Source organism: Streptomyces tardus (assembly GCF_018101125.2).
Lineage (GTDB): Bacteria > Actinomycetota > Actinomycetes > Streptomycetales > Streptomycetaceae > Streptomyces > Streptomyces tardus.
Genome location: NZ_JAELVF020000001.1, coordinates 3,487,257 through 3,501,558 on the forward strand (window position 1 = coordinate 3,487,257; position 14,302 = coordinate 3,501,558).

11 protein-coding genes are annotated in these 14,302 nt (G+C 70.6%); 7 read left to right on the forward strand and 4 right to left on the reverse strand.

Annotation, left to right across the window (positions count from 1 at the left end):
- Positions 1–3: 3 nt before the first annotated feature.
- Entirely contained in the window at positions 4–1,185 is a 1,182-nt protein-coding gene (locus JGS22_RS14870) for a winged helix DNA-binding domain-containing protein (RefSeq protein ID WP_211041337.1), read from the forward strand.
- A gap of 70 nt (positions 1,186–1,255) precedes the next feature.
- On the opposite strand, the gene JGS22_RS14875 is transcribed toward JGS22_RS14870, so the two are convergent.
- From JGS22_RS14875 to JGS22_RS14885, 3 genes are all read right to left on the reverse strand, one after another.
- Positions 1,256–3,598, reverse strand: a complete 2,343-nt coding sequence (locus JGS22_RS14875; protein ID WP_308405678.1) for a TIR domain-containing protein — start codon at positions 3,596–3,598, stop codon at positions 1,256–1,258.
- Positions 3,599–3,691: 93 nt separating this feature from the next.
- Positions 3,692–4,558: a class I SAM-dependent methyltransferase gene (locus JGS22_RS14880; RefSeq protein ID WP_372454249.1), complete on the reverse strand. Its 867-nt coding sequence runs from the start codon at positions 4,556–4,558 to the stop codon at positions 3,692–3,694.
- A complete protein-coding gene (locus JGS22_RS14885) occupies positions 4,555–5,295 on the reverse strand; it encodes a hypothetical protein (RefSeq protein WP_211041336.1) in 741 nt (246 codons plus the stop codon). Before JGS22_RS14885 ends, JGS22_RS14880 begins: the two co-directional genes overlap by 4 nt.
- A gap of 264 nt (positions 5,296–5,559) precedes the next feature.
- Between JGS22_RS14885 and JGS22_RS14890 the strand changes: the two genes are divergently transcribed.
- The 5 genes from JGS22_RS14890 (at position 5,560) to JGS22_RS14910 (ending at position 12,863) form a co-directional block, all read left to right on the forward strand.
- Positions 5,560–7,284, forward strand: a complete 1,725-nt coding sequence (locus tag JGS22_RS14890) for a vWA domain-containing protein (protein WP_211041335.1) — start codon at positions 5,560–5,562, stop codon at positions 7,282–7,284.
- 414 nt (positions 7,285–7,698) lie between these two features.
- A complete protein-coding gene (gene mgtE / locus JGS22_RS14895; protein ID WP_211041334.1) occupies positions 7,699–9,066 on the forward strand; it encodes a magnesium transporter in 1,368 nt (455 codons plus the stop codon).
- A 633-nt stretch (positions 9,067–9,699) separates the two neighbouring features.
- Positions 9,700–10,788, forward strand: coding sequence for an IS630 family transposase (locus tag JGS22_RS14900; protein ID WP_211043833.1), 1,089 nt, complete (start codon positions 9,700–9,702; stop codon positions 10,786–10,788).
- A 200-nt stretch (positions 10,789–10,988) separates the two neighbouring features.
- On the forward strand, positions 10,989–11,873 hold the full coding sequence (locus JGS22_RS14905) for a transporter (protein ID WP_211042471.1): 885 nt from the start codon (positions 10,989–10,991) through the stop codon (positions 11,871–11,873).
- 597 nt (positions 11,874–12,470) lie between these two features.
- Positions 12,471–12,863, forward strand: a complete 393-nt coding sequence (locus JGS22_RS14910; RefSeq protein ID WP_211042472.1) for a COG3415 family protein — start codon at positions 12,471–12,473, stop codon at positions 12,861–12,863.
- Between the two features lie 281 nt (positions 12,864–13,144).
- On the opposite strand, the gene JGS22_RS27600 is transcribed toward JGS22_RS14910, so the two are convergent.
- A complete protein-coding gene (locus JGS22_RS27600; RefSeq protein ID WP_505011419.1) occupies positions 13,145–13,534 on the reverse strand; it encodes a hypothetical protein in 390 nt (129 codons plus the stop codon).
- Positions 13,535–13,552: 18 nt separating this feature from the next.
- On the opposite strand from JGS22_RS27600, the gene JGS22_RS14915 reads away from it, so the two are divergent.
- Positions 13,553–14,050 carry a hypothetical protein gene (locus tag JGS22_RS14915; RefSeq protein ID WP_505011420.1) on the forward strand — a complete coding sequence of 166 codons (498 nt, stop codon included), beginning with the start codon at positions 13,553–13,555 and terminating at the stop codon, positions 14,048–14,050.
- Positions 14,051–14,302: the final 252 nt, after the last annotated feature.

A 14,302-nucleotide genomic window follows, 5' to 3' on the forward strand; every position in this document is an offset into this window, starting at 1 on the left:
GTCATGCGGATCAGTGCGCAGGAGCGCCGGGCGCGGCTCGGGGCGCGGCAGATGCTGGCGGCCCCGAACCGGGCCGAGACGGTGGAGGAGGTCGCGGAGCGGCTGGTCGGTCTGCACGCGACGGACGCCACGAGCGTGGTGCTCTCGGCGCGGGCGAGGTTGGCGGAGCCGATGCTCGCGGAGCTGGACCGGGCGCTGTACGAGGACCGCACCGTGGTGCGGATGCACGCGATGCGGCGCACCCTCTTCGCGGTGCCGACCGCTCTGGTGCCGATGTTCCACGCGGCGACCGCAGCCAAGGTCGCAGCGCGTGAACGGACCATGCTGCTCCGCCAGTTGGCGAGCAGCGACAGTGGCACCGGCGGCGGTGTCCGGGACGCCGAGTGGCTTGCGGAAGCCGAGCGCGAGGCGTGGGAGGCGTTGGCCGACTTCGGTGAAGAGGGCGCGAGCAGCGCCCAGTTGAGCGACCGGGTTCCCAGGCTCCGCGAGACGATCACACTGTCGCCGGGCAAAAGGTACGAAGCGACGCTGCGGGTCGGCGGGTCGGTACTGCGGCTGCTGGCGATGGACGGCCGGGTGCGCAGGGCGCGTCAGATCGGCGGCTGGGCCTCCAGCCAGTTCAGGTTCGTCCCCGCACCCGAGCCGCAACACCTGGAAGGCGGCGCGGCGCAGGCGGAGTTGGTGCGTCGCTGGCTCGCGACGTACGGGCCGGGCACCTCGGACGACCTGCGCTGGTGGACCGGGCTGACCCGGACCGAGGTGCACCGTGCGCTGGGACGACTCGACGTGGTGGAGGTCCGCCTGGACGACGGCACGGGCTGGTCGGCAGCGGACGACACCGGCGCCGACGCGGCGCATCCGGAGCCCTGGGCCGCCTTTCTGCCCACCCTCGACCCGGCGACCATGGGGTGGAAGCAGCGGGACTTCTGCCTCGACCCCGCCCATCGCGATCTACTCTTCGACTCCGCCGGAAACGGTGGCCCCACCGTGTGGTGGAACGGCGAGATGGTCGGCGCGTGGGCGCAGCGCGGCGACGGCCGCATCGTCTGGCGGCTGCTCGCCGACCGCGGCGCGCAGGCCCGTACCGCAGTCGCCGAAGAGGCGGAGCGCCTGGAGGGCTGGCTCGCCGAACGAGGTCTGGTCTCCAGCTTCCCAGCCCCGCTCACCCGCGAACTGACCGGCTGAGCGGCCCGGCCCCGCCCGGGCGCGCGTACGGGTGCTGTTCGCTCGGGTCGGGTCCGGTCGTGGCGGCAGCTCAGTCGTCGACCGGATCGCGGAGATCGACACCGGACAGCCGGCCGAGGCGCCCCGCCAACGCGGCGAGCGGCTCGCGGAGTTCGGCGAGGGCCGTGCGCATCTCCCGCTCCCGGTCCCAGGCGCGTTCGTGCGCCGGACGGCTGACCCCCTCGGGCCGGGCCGCCTCGTGCTCCTCCAAGGCGGGGTGCCAGTGCGAGAGGAACGGCCGCAGCCGTGCCAGCAGACCGGTGGCGATCGCGGGCAGGAGCAGTGGAGCAGGTCCGCCCAAGCCCTCGTACCGTATGCCGTCCCCGTGCGGCCCGCCGCCGACCTCGCCGTTGATGCGGTGCAGCACCTCGCGCGCGGTGACGAAGAGCGAGTGGAGCGAGGCCAGCGCCTCGCGCAGCGAGCCCTCCCGGTCGGCGAGCGGTTGGACGCCGACCCTGGTGACCAGCTCCACCTGAAGGTCGAACGCCGCGGCTCGCTCCACCGGCCCCGCGCCCCGGCTCGCCTTGCGACGATCGGACACCCGCCGCCCGGCCGCCGTCCAACCGTCGGTGTCCGTCACGGAAGAGGCGTCCGAACGCGGCGCGGGCCGCTGCCCGTTCTCGCCGGCAGTACGCGGCGGAGGGGCCAGGGCGTGCAGCAGCGCCCGTCGCAGGTCCTCCTGCCGTGCGGTGTCGCCGTCGTGGCGCCGCACCGCGCGGGCGAGCAGCGCGTGGACCGTCCAGGAGCCGTCGTGCGCATCCGGCTGGAGCGCGCCGTCGCCGAGCAGCGCGTCGACGGCACGATCGACGATTCCGGCCGCCTCCCACGGGGCGTACGGGTGCACCGTCGACAGCACCTGTTCCAGGACGGCCGGGCTGAGCGGCGCAGGACTGGCGAGGGCGAAGAGCCGGAGCACATCGTCGACCGGCCGCTCACTGCCGAGGGGACGCGGGCCCGCTCCCGCCGAACCGGCGCCCTCCGCACCCGAGTCGGCTCCGGGCCCGTGGGCGTCCTCCGCAGCCCCGGACGCACCACTCTCCGGCCTCGGGAGGGCCGGAAGCGAGCCGCCCGACACTGCGGCGAGGACGTCCGTGCCCGGGGAGTGCAGCCGGCTGCGCAGTGAGGTGAAGCCCGCGCGCGTCGCCAGTTCGGCGAGCAGGCCGAGCGCCTGGGGATGCCCGCCGACGTCGTGGACGAGCGCCACCGCGGCGTGGCGGTCGGCCTCCGTGCGGGGAGCGCGCCGACTCGCGAGCAGCCGGTAGCCGTCGCCGGCCGGCAGCGGAGCGAGGTCCACCGGCTCCGCGAAGGAGGTGTGGCGCAGGGAACGCGTGGTGACGAGGGTGGCGGCGAGCAGATGCGGACCGCGCAGCAGATGCAGCTGCTCCGCGGAGAGACCGTCCGGCAGGCCGTCCACCACCCACAGACAGGGCTCGTTGCGCTCGCCCAGGACGACGGCGAGCGCACTGAGCAGCCTGGGCAGCGGACCGTCGGGCACCTCGACGCCCAACGCCGCCGCGACTGTGGAGACCTGCTCCCGGTACCGCTCCGTCGTGCGCTCGGCGCTCCGCCCGCCCGGCTCTGCGTGCAGATCGAACCAGAACACGCCGCCGGGGAACGCGGGCCGGAAACGCAGCGCGTACTCCTGCGCGAGCAGGGACTTCCCGACACCCGGCATCCCGCGCAGCTGCGCCGCGCGGTCGGCGCCGGACTGGCCGATGAGCGGCGCCCGGTGGCGGTGCAGTGCGGAGTGGACCTGCCACTGCTCGGCCAGCCGTCCGACGAAGCGCGCCGACCCCGTACGGGCCGGCGCCGGCAGCCACGGTACGAACCCGGCGTCCGCGGTCTCGCCCATCGGCTCGGCGAGCTGCGCGAGGTACGCGCCCGCCCTGGCCGCGAGCCGATCGGCGGCCTCGGGCGTACCGGGCCACGGCCAGTGGCGGGCGTCGCGCAGCTCCACCGGGTGGATGTGCTCGTTCGTCGGCTCGGGATTGACCACCAGCACCCGCCGCCGCGGATCGCCCTCGCGCTGACCGGTCAGATAGGCGAAGGTCAACTCCCACTGGCAGGCGCGCCGAGCCGGGTAGTCCACCGAGTAGAGGGCGAGCAGCGCCTTCGACCGGGACAGTGCCCGGGTGATGGCGGTGGAGATGGATGCGAAGTCGTCCACGTCCGAGTCGTCGACGAACACCCGCAGGCCCTGCGCCCTGAGCGCGGAGACCACCACACCGGCGCGCGGGGCGTCGGTGCGGCTGTAGCTCACGAAGACGTCCCACAGCTCCGGGCCGGCTCCCGAGGCGGATGCCGCGCAGAGGCTCACCGGCTCGCCCTCGGACCGATTCGAGCGGTACCGCAACGTGCAGCGCTGCTCAGCCACTCAGAGCAGCGGGGGGGGGGTGCTGCCGAAGCGGGTGGAGTGCGGCGCGCAGCCGCGACGGGCTGCCGGGCAGGGGTGGTCCTCACGCTCCCATCATGAGGCATCGGCACCGGACCCGGCCTCCGGCTCGTGCAGCGGCCCGGCCGCACGACCGGCCTGGTCCTGCGCCTTTCCCGCCCCGGTCGGGACCGTGCCGCGGCGGTGGGGCGCGGCACGGACGGACAGGCCCGCGGACCCGCTTCCGGGGCGCTCAGCGCGCATCAGCAGATGGCCGCGCCGGAACCGCTCGCCCTCGACCGGTTCACGCAACAACCGGGCGACCTCCGTGAACCCGGCATCGCTCGCGAGCGCGGCCAGCTCGTCGATCGGCCAGCGGTACGCCCTGGTCACCGCGTGGTCGAAGTCGGTGACCGGCCCGCCCTCGGATTCGAAGAAGGCGAGCAGCAACACACCGCCGTCGGCGAGCACCCGTCTGAACTCCGCGAGGGCGGACGGAACGAGCGGCGGCGGCAGATGGATGACCGAGTACCAGGACAGCACCCCGGCCGACCCGCCGTCCGCCAGGTCCAGGGCGTCCATCGAACCGACCTCGAAGCTCAGCTCTGGATGGTGGCGGCGGGCCAGCCCGATCATCGCCGGCGAGAGGTCGACGCCGAGGACGTCGGCGCCCAGAGCGTGCAGATACGCCGTCGTCCAGCCGGGCCCGCAGCCCGCGTCCACCACCGGGCCCGCGGCGGGGGAGGAGCGGACGCTCTCCGTGAAGGCGCCGAGCAGCGCGCGGTCCATCGGGAGCGCGTCGAGCGCATCGCGAGCGAACTCGCTGTAGCGCACGGCGAATTCGTCGTAGGCGGCAGCGGTGGAGCGCTGGACCGCCGCGGGGGACGGGGGTCGCGGACCGCCCGCCGGTGTCGGAGCCGCCGCGCCGCCGGGCCCGGTCACCGCCTCGCCCGCGCCGCTCACCGCGCCCCCGGGCTCGCCGGCTGCCCCGGCACGGCGGTGGGCACGCTCAGACGCGCGGACGGGCGCAGATGGCGCTCGGGATCGCGCAACCCGGCGATCTCGCCCAGCTCGATCACACACGGGCGCAGCCGGCACTGGAGCTCGCGCAACTCCCGGCGGAACGCCGCGTTGTGCTCCCACTGCGACTCCGCGCGGCCCTCGTGGGCAGTCTCGAACTCGGCGAGGCGCGGATGCCACCGGGACAGGAACGGCGCCAGCTCGAAGTTGAGGATGTGCAGCGCGATCTCGTGGACGGAGTCGCTGTCGGCCGGCGGCAGCGGAGTGGTGCCCGACTCCAACGGCTCCCGGTACTGGTCGAAGAGCACCTTCAGCGAGTTGAGCGCCTCGCGGAGATTGCCCGTCTCGTCGTCCAGTGGACGCGTGGCGATGCGCGAGGCCGCCTGGAAGAACATCCGCTGGGCGGCCTGGCGGATGTCCACGCTCGCGCGGAACGTCATCTCGCTGCCCAGGATCGTGACCTTGACCTCCGCCAACTGCGCCGATCTGCGGTAGAGATCGACTCCGAGAACGATCGCGACGCCGACCGCGCAGCCCACGGCGATCGACAGCCACTGGCCGCCGGTGCGGCTGATCGAGTAAGCCGTCACTCCGACGATCCCGCCGACGAGTGCCGCCAGGACTCCGCGCGCCACCAGCCGTGCCGGCCCTCCGGCCGACCGCTCGGGCCGAATCGCCATACCTCTTCCCCTCTCCGCCCGCCGGCCGCGCCGGGGCCGCATGCCCGAGCCCGCTACCCGCGAGTCTTCCGCCTCGTCACGAACGTACCGGCCGCCACCGACAATCGGGGCCGCCGGCTGGTTGTGCGTCAACTCCGCACCGGAGCAACACCGTTCCGAGGTCGAGACCGAAACGCAACCGCCCGTACGGGTCCGTCGCGCGCGATGCCGCGTCACAGCGGTAGGCGCCCGCCGGGAGGCGGGAGAACCGAGGGGGAGAGTCCTATGAGGGTGACGCGCGGCGGCATCGGCCGACGTACGGCGGCGGCGGTGCTGGCAGGGACGGTACTGGTGGGCGGCGGCGTACTGGTGGCCCGGAGCGGGTCGGAGGACGGCGGCACCGACACCACCGTCGACGCCGCCGAGGGAAGCGGGGACCGCCGTGCACCCGGGCCCGGTCCGCGGACGCCGGGGGACGGCGACGCCACCCTCGGCGGCGAACACGAGAGCGCACAGAGGGGCGAGCGGTCCGCGGACCCGTACGCACCCGACACCGCCATGCGCTCCACCTTCGCCCTCGACGTGGACACCGCCTCCTACTCCTACGCCCGGCGCCAACTGCGCGAAGGGACGCTGCCGATGCCCGGCTCGGTGCGGCCGGAGGAGTTCGTGAACAGCTTCCGCCAGGAGCACCGCAGGCCCGGCGGCAACGGGTTCGCCGTCTCCATGGACGGTGCCCGCACCACCGACGAGGAGTGGACGCTGCTCCGGGTGGGCCTGGCCACCCGGCCGGAGACGGAGGAGGAGCGCAGTCGCGGGCCGGCCTCGCTCACCTTCGTCGTCGACGTCTCGGGCTCGATGTCCGAACCGGGGCGACTGGACCTGGTGAAGCACGCGATGCGCACGATGGTCGGACGGCTCCGGTCAGACGACGCCCTGTCGATCGTCGCCTTCAGCGACGAGGCCGAGACCGTGCTGCCGATGACGAAGCTCGGCGGCGAGCGGCAGCGGGACCGCGCCAGGACCGCCATCGCCGGGCTGGAGACGCGGAGCAGTACGAACCTGCAGGCGGGCCTGGGCGCCGGCTACCGGCAGGCGGTCGACGGCAGGCGCGCCGGTGCCACCAACCGTGTCGTGCTGCTCTCCGACGCGCTGGCCAACACCGGCGCCACCGACGCCGATTCGATCCTGGAGGACATCGGCCGGGCCCGGCGCGAGCACGGCGTCACTCTCTTCGGTGTCGGAGTCGGCAGCCACTACGGCGACACCCTGATGGAGTCGTTGACCAACAGGGGCGACGGCAACACGGTCTACGTCGCCGACCGGGAGGAGGCCGCGCGCGTCTTCTCCCGGGACCTGGCCCGCAACATCGAGGTCCGCGCCAGGGACGCCAAGGCACAGGTCGCCTTCGACCGCGGCAACGTCGAGCAGTACCGCCTGATCGGTTACGACAACCGCCGTGTCGCGAACGAGGACTTCCGCGACGACCGCGTCGACGGCGGCGAGGTGGGCCCCGGGCACACGGTGACCGCGCTGTACGCCGTCAAACTGCGCGACGGCGCGGCCGGGCGCGTCGCGACCACGACCGTACGGTGGTTGGACCCGAAGAGCCGCAGGCCCGACGAGCGCAGCGGCCGGATCTCCGCCGCCGAGCTGGACGGCGAGCTGTGGAAGGACGGCTCGCCCCGACTCCGTACCGCGGCCGTCGCCACGTACTTCGCCGACGCCCTGCGCGTCGGCGCCGCGCACCACCGCGACGGCGCCCCGGACGAGGCGCCGAGCGTCCACCCGCCGGGCACCCGGCGCGACGACCCGGGCAACGCCACCCGGGCGCCGGGCGCTTCCACCCGCGGCCCGGGCACGCCGCTCGGCGGCTCCCGGCCGTTGCCCGGCGACCCCGGACTGAGCGCCCTGCACAAGGAGGCGGTACGGGCCGCCCGGGACACCGAGGACAAGGACGTCCAGGAGCTGGCCCGCCTGATCGGCACCTCCCGGGACCTCGCCGGCTGACACCGGACGCGCTTCCCGGGCGATACCTGCCGCCCGCGCCGGTGCCGCCCGCGCCGCCCGTACCGCAGCCGGGCGGTGCGGGTCGCCCCGGGCGCGGGCGGTGGTGGCGAGGCGCAGGTCGCGATCTGCCCGGCGCCGAGCGGCTGGTCGCGCGGGGTATCCTGGGTCGCGCGTCGGGACGGTGAGCGAGTGGCTCCCGCCGAGGCCGCCACGGACCCCGGACGGGCGGCGGACACCGATGCGGTGACGATGCGGCGACGAGCGACGGAGGTGGTGCTGCGATGCGTAGCGAGCCTCCCAGTCCTGCCCCGCGCGGCAACGCCCTCCCTCTCCGCTGACAGTGCGAGGGTGGCGGTGCCCGCGGTATGCACCCGTGCCCACTGCTGAACTCACCGCTGTGCTGAGGACTTTCCCATGCCGCCGACCAACGCGTCCGAGGACCTTCACCCCGAACTCCCCGAGTCCCTCGAGGAGATAATCGAGAACCAGCGCCTGCACACGGCCCTGGAGTGGCTGGAGACCCATCCGCCGCACGTCATCGCCGACGAGCTGGCGCGCATGGACAACGTCACGGCGGGCGTTGCGTTCCGCCTGCTGGACAAGGATCGTGCGCTCGCCGTCTTCGAGGAGCTGGAGCCGGTCGACCAGCAGGAGATCCTCGAAGGGATGCGCGACCACACCTTCCTGGAGCTCGTCGAGGGAATGGACCCCGACGACCGCGCCCGGATGCTCCGCGAGGCGCCGGCGAAGGTTGCCAAGCGCGTACTGGCGGGCCTGAGCGCGTACGAGCGCCGGATGACGTCCGCGCTGCTGGGCTACCCGGAGGGCTCGGTCGGCCGGTACATGACGCCCGAGGTGGTGGCTCTGCCGCAGGACCTCACGGTCGAGCAGGCACTGCGCACCGTACGGGCCAAGGGCGGTGAGGCGGAGACCGTCTACACCCTCCCGGTGGTCGACCACGGCCGGCGGCTGACCGGGATCGTGGAGCTGCGCGAGCTGGTGCTGAGCCCGCCGGAGACGATGGTCTCCGCGCTCGTGGTCTCCGAACCGTCGTACGCGTACGCCACCGACACCGCCGAGAACGCCGCGCGCCTGATGCGCGAGACGAACGACATGAACCTCCCGGTCGTCGACAGCGAGAACCGCCTCGTCGGCCTGCTCACCTTCGACGACGCCGTCGAGGTGATCGAGGCAGCCGACACCGAGGACGTCGCGCGCCAGTCCGGCGCCGCGCCCTGGGCCGGCCACTACATGGCGGCCGGTGTGTGGCAGCTGGCCCGCTACCGCGCGCTCTGGCTCTCGTTGCTGCTGGTTGCCGCGACCCTGACCGTCAGCGTCACCCAGGCGTTCGAGGGGACGCTGGAGCAGGTGGCCCAACTGGCCATGTTCATCCCGATGTTGATCGGCGCGGGCGGCAACGCCGGGGCCCAGGCGGCGACCGCCTGCGTACGTGCCATGGCGGTCGGCGAGGTTCGCGGCTCGGACCTGCTGCAGGTCATATGGCGCGAATGTCGCGTCGGTCTGCTGCTCGGCGGCCTGCTCGCGGTGCTGGGCGTGTTCGTCGGAGCGGTCTTCGTCAGCGTCAAGATCGCGATCGTGGTGGGCATCACGCTGGTGCTGATCTGCGGCTGGGCGGCCACCATCGGCGGCACCATGCCACTGCTCGCCAAGAGGCTGAAGATCGACCCCGCCGTGGTCTCCGCGCCGATGGTCACCACTCTGGTCGACGCCACGGGTCTGATCATCTACTTCATGACCGCCAAGGCCGTCCTCGGCGTCTGAGCCGCCGCACGGCCGGCGCGGGCTTCGGCGCAGGCCCGGCGCCCGGCGTCCGTCCGGGCCCACCACGTTCGCGATCCGACGGAGGCTGCGGTCGCGCCGGCCGGCCACCGGGCGTGGTGGTGGCGGCCTCCGAGGCTCTGCTGCCCGGGCTGCCCCGTTCGGCTGCTCCTGCGCTGTGCAGGGTCCCTGCTTCCCGTTCGGGGGAGGGCAGTTCACGCAGGCGTGGTAGCCGGTGGTGCTCCCCGATGCGTAGGTGGACCGTCGTCGCGGGGCTCCTGGCTGTGGAAGCCGGGCCGCGTCCGCTCGTCCTGACGTACGGCTCCACCCGGGGCGGCCGGTCCCGATGGCCGGTCGGTTCGGGCGGACCGTGCGCGGGAGTGATCGGAACCGACTGTCCGCGCGCGTCCTGTGTCGCGGGGCCGCCGGTGGCCGATCGCTGCTGAGCGGCCCCGGTGCGCACTGTCCGCGGACAGCCAAAAGGCCCCTCCGTGGAGGGACCCTGCGGTGTGCCCCCGGCAGGACTCGAACCTGCGGCCAAGCGCTTAGAAGGCGCCTGCTCTATCCGTGGTGTAGAAGGCTTTCACCAGCTAGTGTTCTGAGTCGGTAGTTCTTTGGCGGTTGTAGGGTTGGGGCATGCCGGGCCCGAAGCCGTTGTCATTGGAGTTGTCCGAGCGTGAACGCCGTGTACTGCGGGGCTGGTTGCGCAAGCGGACCGCGGGGCAGGCCTTGGTGCTGCGCGCGAGGATCGTGCTGGCGTGCGCCGAGGGTCGCCCGAACGCGCGGGTCGCGCAGGAGCTCGGTATCTCGCGGGAGACGGTGCGCAAGTGGCGGTCCAGGTTCGCTGCCGACCGGCTTGAGGGGCTAATCGACGCTCCGCGTTCCGGTGCCCCGCGCCAGATCACGGACGAGCAGGTCGAGTCTCTGGTCGCCCGGACTCTTGACCAGGCACCGCCTTCGGGAGATTCGCACTGGTCGACGCGGTCGATGGCCCAGGCTGCGGGTATGTCGCAGTCGGCCGTGTCCCGGATCTGGCGGGCGTTCGGCCTCAAGCCGCACATTGTGCAGACCTGGAAGCTGTCCACCGACCCGCAGTTCGTGACCAAGGTCCGTGACGTGGTCGGCATCTACCTGTCCCCGCCGGCGAACGCCCTGGTCCTGGCCGTGGACGAGAAGTCACAGATCCAGGCCCTGGACCGAACTCAGCCCGTGCTGCCGCTGACACCGGGTACGCCGGCGCGGATGACGCACGACTACGTCCGGCACGGCACCACCAGCCTGTTCGCCGCCCTGGACATCGCCTCCGGCTCGGTCATAGCCCAGCACTACCGGCGCCATCGCCAACAGGAGTTCCTCCGCTTCCTGAAGACCATCGACGCCGCCGTACCCAAGGACCTGGACCTTCACCTGGTCTTGGACAACTACGCCACCCACAAGACCGAAGCGGTCAAGAAGTGGCTGCTGCGACACCCCCGCTTCCATCTGCACTTCACCCCCACCTCCGCCTCCTGGCTCAACCTCGTCGAGCGCTGGTTCGCCGAGCTGACCTGCCGCAAACTCCGCCGCTCGGCCCACCGCAGCGTCATCGAACTCGAACGAGACATCCGCGGCTGGATCAACGAGTGGAACAAGAACCCCAAACCGTTCGTGTGGACCAAGACCGCAGACGAGATCCTCAAAACCCTCGCCGCATACTGCACACGAACTACCGACTCAGGACACTAGTTCGTTATCTCTCTGTTCCTGCAATGAGGAAGCTGTGGGATACATACGGGAAAGAGGTGAATGTTTCCGTCGCGGGGAACTGACGACCTGTCGGCGTTCCAAAGTGTGTAGCGAGTTCAACTTCAGGTTGCCGGGGAACTTCGGAAGGACGGTCGGCCGGGGACTGTATATTGTCACTTTCCTGTTCAGGGGGAGTTGGTATGAGGTTGTATCGGCGCGGCGCCGCGGGCAATGGCATGGTGGAGGTTGTGTCACGTCGTGCCGAGGCTGAGTCCGATGTGCAGCGACTGGTCGAGCAGAACATGCAGACGGTCCTGGGCGTGCGTTTTCTGGCGAGTGAGTACCGCACCGGGCCGGCCCACGGCGGGCGTATCGACTCGCTCGGGCTGGACGGGAACGGATCGCCGGTTGTCGTCGAGTACAAGCGCGACAGGGACCCCGGCGTCATCAACCAGGGAATTTTCTATCTGTCTTGGCTGATGGACCATCGTGTCGAGTTCGAGCAGCTGGTCCGGTCCCGTGTCGGAGAGAAGGCTGTGGCACAAGTTCTGTGGGGCAACCCCCGCCTGATCTGCATCGCCAACGATTTCACCCGGTATGACGTGCATGCGGTGCGTGAACACAGGCGCTCGATCGAGTTGGTCCGCTACCGACTGTTCGGTGCCGATCTACTCGGGCTGGAGAGGGTGGCCTCATCCGGCAGTGGGTTGCAGTCCACGCGCCAGCACCGACGTGGGGCAGTTGCCCCGTCGAAGCCCGGCCCTGGAAGTGCGGCGATGGTGCAGTTGGCGCGCGCCGTAGACGAGACGCTGCTCGGGCTTGGCAGGGTGAACCGCGTGGACCACAAGACCTATCGGGCGTACCAGCGGCTGAGTAACTTCGCTTGCCTGTGCCCGCCGAGGCGGAGCAAACTACTCGTCTACCTGAGTCTCGATCCGAAGGACGTAGATCTCGTTCCGGGCTTCCTTCGGGACGTCTCAAGACTCGGCCACCACGGTACGGGGGACCTTGAGGTCCAGCTGCGAGATCAGGCGGACCTTGACCGCGCAAAGCAGTATTTCCGGGCGAGCTATGCGAAGGCGTAATCGGATCGGGAGCCTGTTGTCTATGCAGTTTTTGTGGCACGATTCGAGCGCTCGACTAGTGGGGAGAATGCGACGATGATCAAGCGACTACGGAAGCGGCGTATTGCGACAGCCGCCTTGCAGGCGCAGGTGAGCATCGCCGCATATCCCCCTTTTTCCATGACCTCACACCGCTATGAACCGACGTTTTCGAACGAAGCTGTGACTGCGGCGTCGGTTGAAGCTAGCGACCGCGTTTCTGGCGCGCTGGGTCGGTTGCTCGACCACGGTCCGGCCCTGGACGCCGGGGCTCTCGTCTTGGCGGGAGACGCCTTGACTATTGCCCGCAGGCTCGAATACCTCCAACCGTCCTGGCGCAGTCACTGCGACAGGACGGCTTCGAGGGGTGCTAGCAGCGACAGTCGACTCATGAGCCGAGAGTGGCCTACCGAGGACACCGTCCAATCGTGGCCCTTCTACGAGTCAGCTCGACAGCTCACTGGCGTGCTCGCCGGCCTGCTCGCCGAACTGCAAGAACTGCTCGCGGAAGTCAGTGGCAGGGATCTCTCGCGCCGGTCACGGCCCAGCGCCTAGTGGTGTCGCCCGAAGACTCCGTCGTTGTCGGTGACCGATGCCCAACGGGCTGTGTTGGAGAGTTGGGTGCGTCGGCGGACGGCGGCTCAGGCCCTGGCCCAGCGGTCGGGGATCGTACTGGAGGGCGCTGAGGGGCGCTCGATCATGGAAGTGTCGCGTCGGCTCGAGGTTGCTCCGGACACAGGTCACACCTGGTGGCGCCGCTTTCTGGGCGGGGCCTGGGAGTTGTGCGACGATCCGCGGCTTGGTGTCCCTCGCAAGATCACTGATGCGGATGTCGAGAGAGCGGTCGTGATCGCTCAGCAGGAGACGCTGGAGAACGAGGCGCTGGTCGATCAGGCCAATGGGGGCGGCCACGGGGACGTAGCCGCCGACAGATCAAGGATCTGGCCAGATTTCGCGCTTGTGCCGCACTAGTCCCGGACGTTCACACTGTCCACGACCCGCTCATACCGAAACAGATCGGAGCCGCTCCGGCCCATCCGACTGAAGAGCACCGGCCTTCGACCGCGGGGCATGCAATCGCCGTAACTTGGGCAAACGCTCCATCAAAAACTCAAGTAGTGGCGCGGCCTGGGTCACTCGCTATGGCAAGACCGCAGCCGTCTACCTCATGAGGGTTCCATATCGCAGCCATATTCTGGGAGTGCACAGTGTGGTGTGAACCGATTCCGGCCGACACGTTGCGCGGGGTGCGACTAGGTGTTGTGCTCGATGAACTTCCAGGGCGGGCCGTCCCAGGCCTGCGCAGGGTCCTGACCGACGTTTTTCAGGCGGTGACTGCTCTGGGCGGGAGCATTGTGATGCGATACCCGCACAGTCAGAGTTTGCGGAAAGATCTCGAGATGTGCGCCCTGCACTTCCCTGGTGACCACCGCATAGTTGTGCCCTGGAGCGTCCACCGAGCCATGCCTCTGTCTGCGGTGCGGGGTCTTCAGGCCGCCGTCGGTGACGCGCACGCGGTTTTCCTGCATCGGAGGTACAACATTTTGTGGGACCCGGGCGAGGAGCGCGGTGAGGAACCCTCCCACGACCAGTCGCCCCCCAGCGAGTCGGAGCGGTGCCTGACCCGTCAGTACGTAGATCATTACAGTCGCGCCCTCCTCGTGGTCGACGGCGGACTGTCGCACCAGGACAGCAGCGTCGTCGAGGACGTCTCTCGCGCGCTGAGCAGTCGTCACCCCATCTATCTTGCGTCTGGTGTCGGCGGCGTCACGCGGCTGATCTCCTCCGCGCTTGCCGCGGAGCCCCGGTCGTGGGAGCGGGGGGAGGACATCCCAGACGACCTGGACGTCGAAGACAGTCCCTTGCGCGAGTCACTGGTCGACCTCAACCGGTGCCCCTTCGTCATGCCCGGGCAGATACTGGACTGGAACTATCTCAACGGTCTCAACGGCTTCAACCGAGGGAGCAGTCATCTCCACCAGTTCATGGCCAATGGTTTGCTTCCGGAGGAGACCGAGCAACTGGAGCACACGGTCAACGGCCGCGTCGTGGCGTCCCTAGCCGTGCGTGGGCTCGCCCGCTGGGTCTCGCTCGCGCAGCCGGACCTCGCGAACGTCCATCGTTGGCCTGCTTGGCAGGCAGGGGGCAGTCCAGCCTGAAACGCGTCGGGTACGAGGCGGCACCACGGTGGCAGCCATGGCTCGGACCGGTGAGGTACGGCGAGCGGACCGCGGACGGTTATCACCGGTCCGAGAAAACGTCCCCGCCCCGGAAGAGGAATTCCTTGTAGATGCTGAAAAGCAGTACGTGGCTCACCGTCGGCGGCCCACCCAACGAAACGGAAGTCAAACTTGGGCTGTCAGAAAGCAGATACTGCCCCCACTTCGCAAAGCCGGCCGCCTGAAGGTCGA

What these genes read in the sequence shown, in the direction of transcription:
- JGS22_RS14890 (WP_211041335.1), top strand. Translation starts at nt 5,560, where the DNA reads ATGAGGGTGACGCGCGGCGGCATCGGCCGACGTACGGCGGCGGCGGTG.
- JGS22_RS14885 (WP_211041336.1), bottom strand. Translation starts at nt 5,295, where the DNA reads ATGGCGATTCGGCCCGAGCGGTCGGCCGGAGGGCCGGCACGGCTGGTG.
- mgtE (WP_211041334.1), top strand. Translation starts at nt 7,699, where the DNA reads ATGCCGCCGACCAACGCGTCCGAGGACCTTCACCCCGAACTCCCCGAG.
- JGS22_RS14905 (WP_211042471.1), top strand. Translation starts at nt 10,989, where the DNA reads ATGAGGTTGTATCGGCGCGGCGCCGCGGGCAATGGCATGGTGGAGGTT.
- JGS22_RS14900 (WP_211043833.1), top strand. Translation starts at nt 9,700, where the DNA reads ATGCCGGGCCCGAAGCCGTTGTCATTGGAGTTGTCCGAGCGTGAACGC.
- JGS22_RS27600 (WP_505011419.1), bottom strand. Translation starts at nt 13,534, where the DNA reads ATGATCTACGTACTGACGGGTCAGGCACCGCTCCGACTCGCTGGGGGG.
- JGS22_RS14870 (WP_211041337.1), top strand. Translation starts at nt 4, where the DNA reads ATGCGGATCAGTGCGCAGGAGCGCCGGGCGCGGCTCGGGGCGCGGCAG.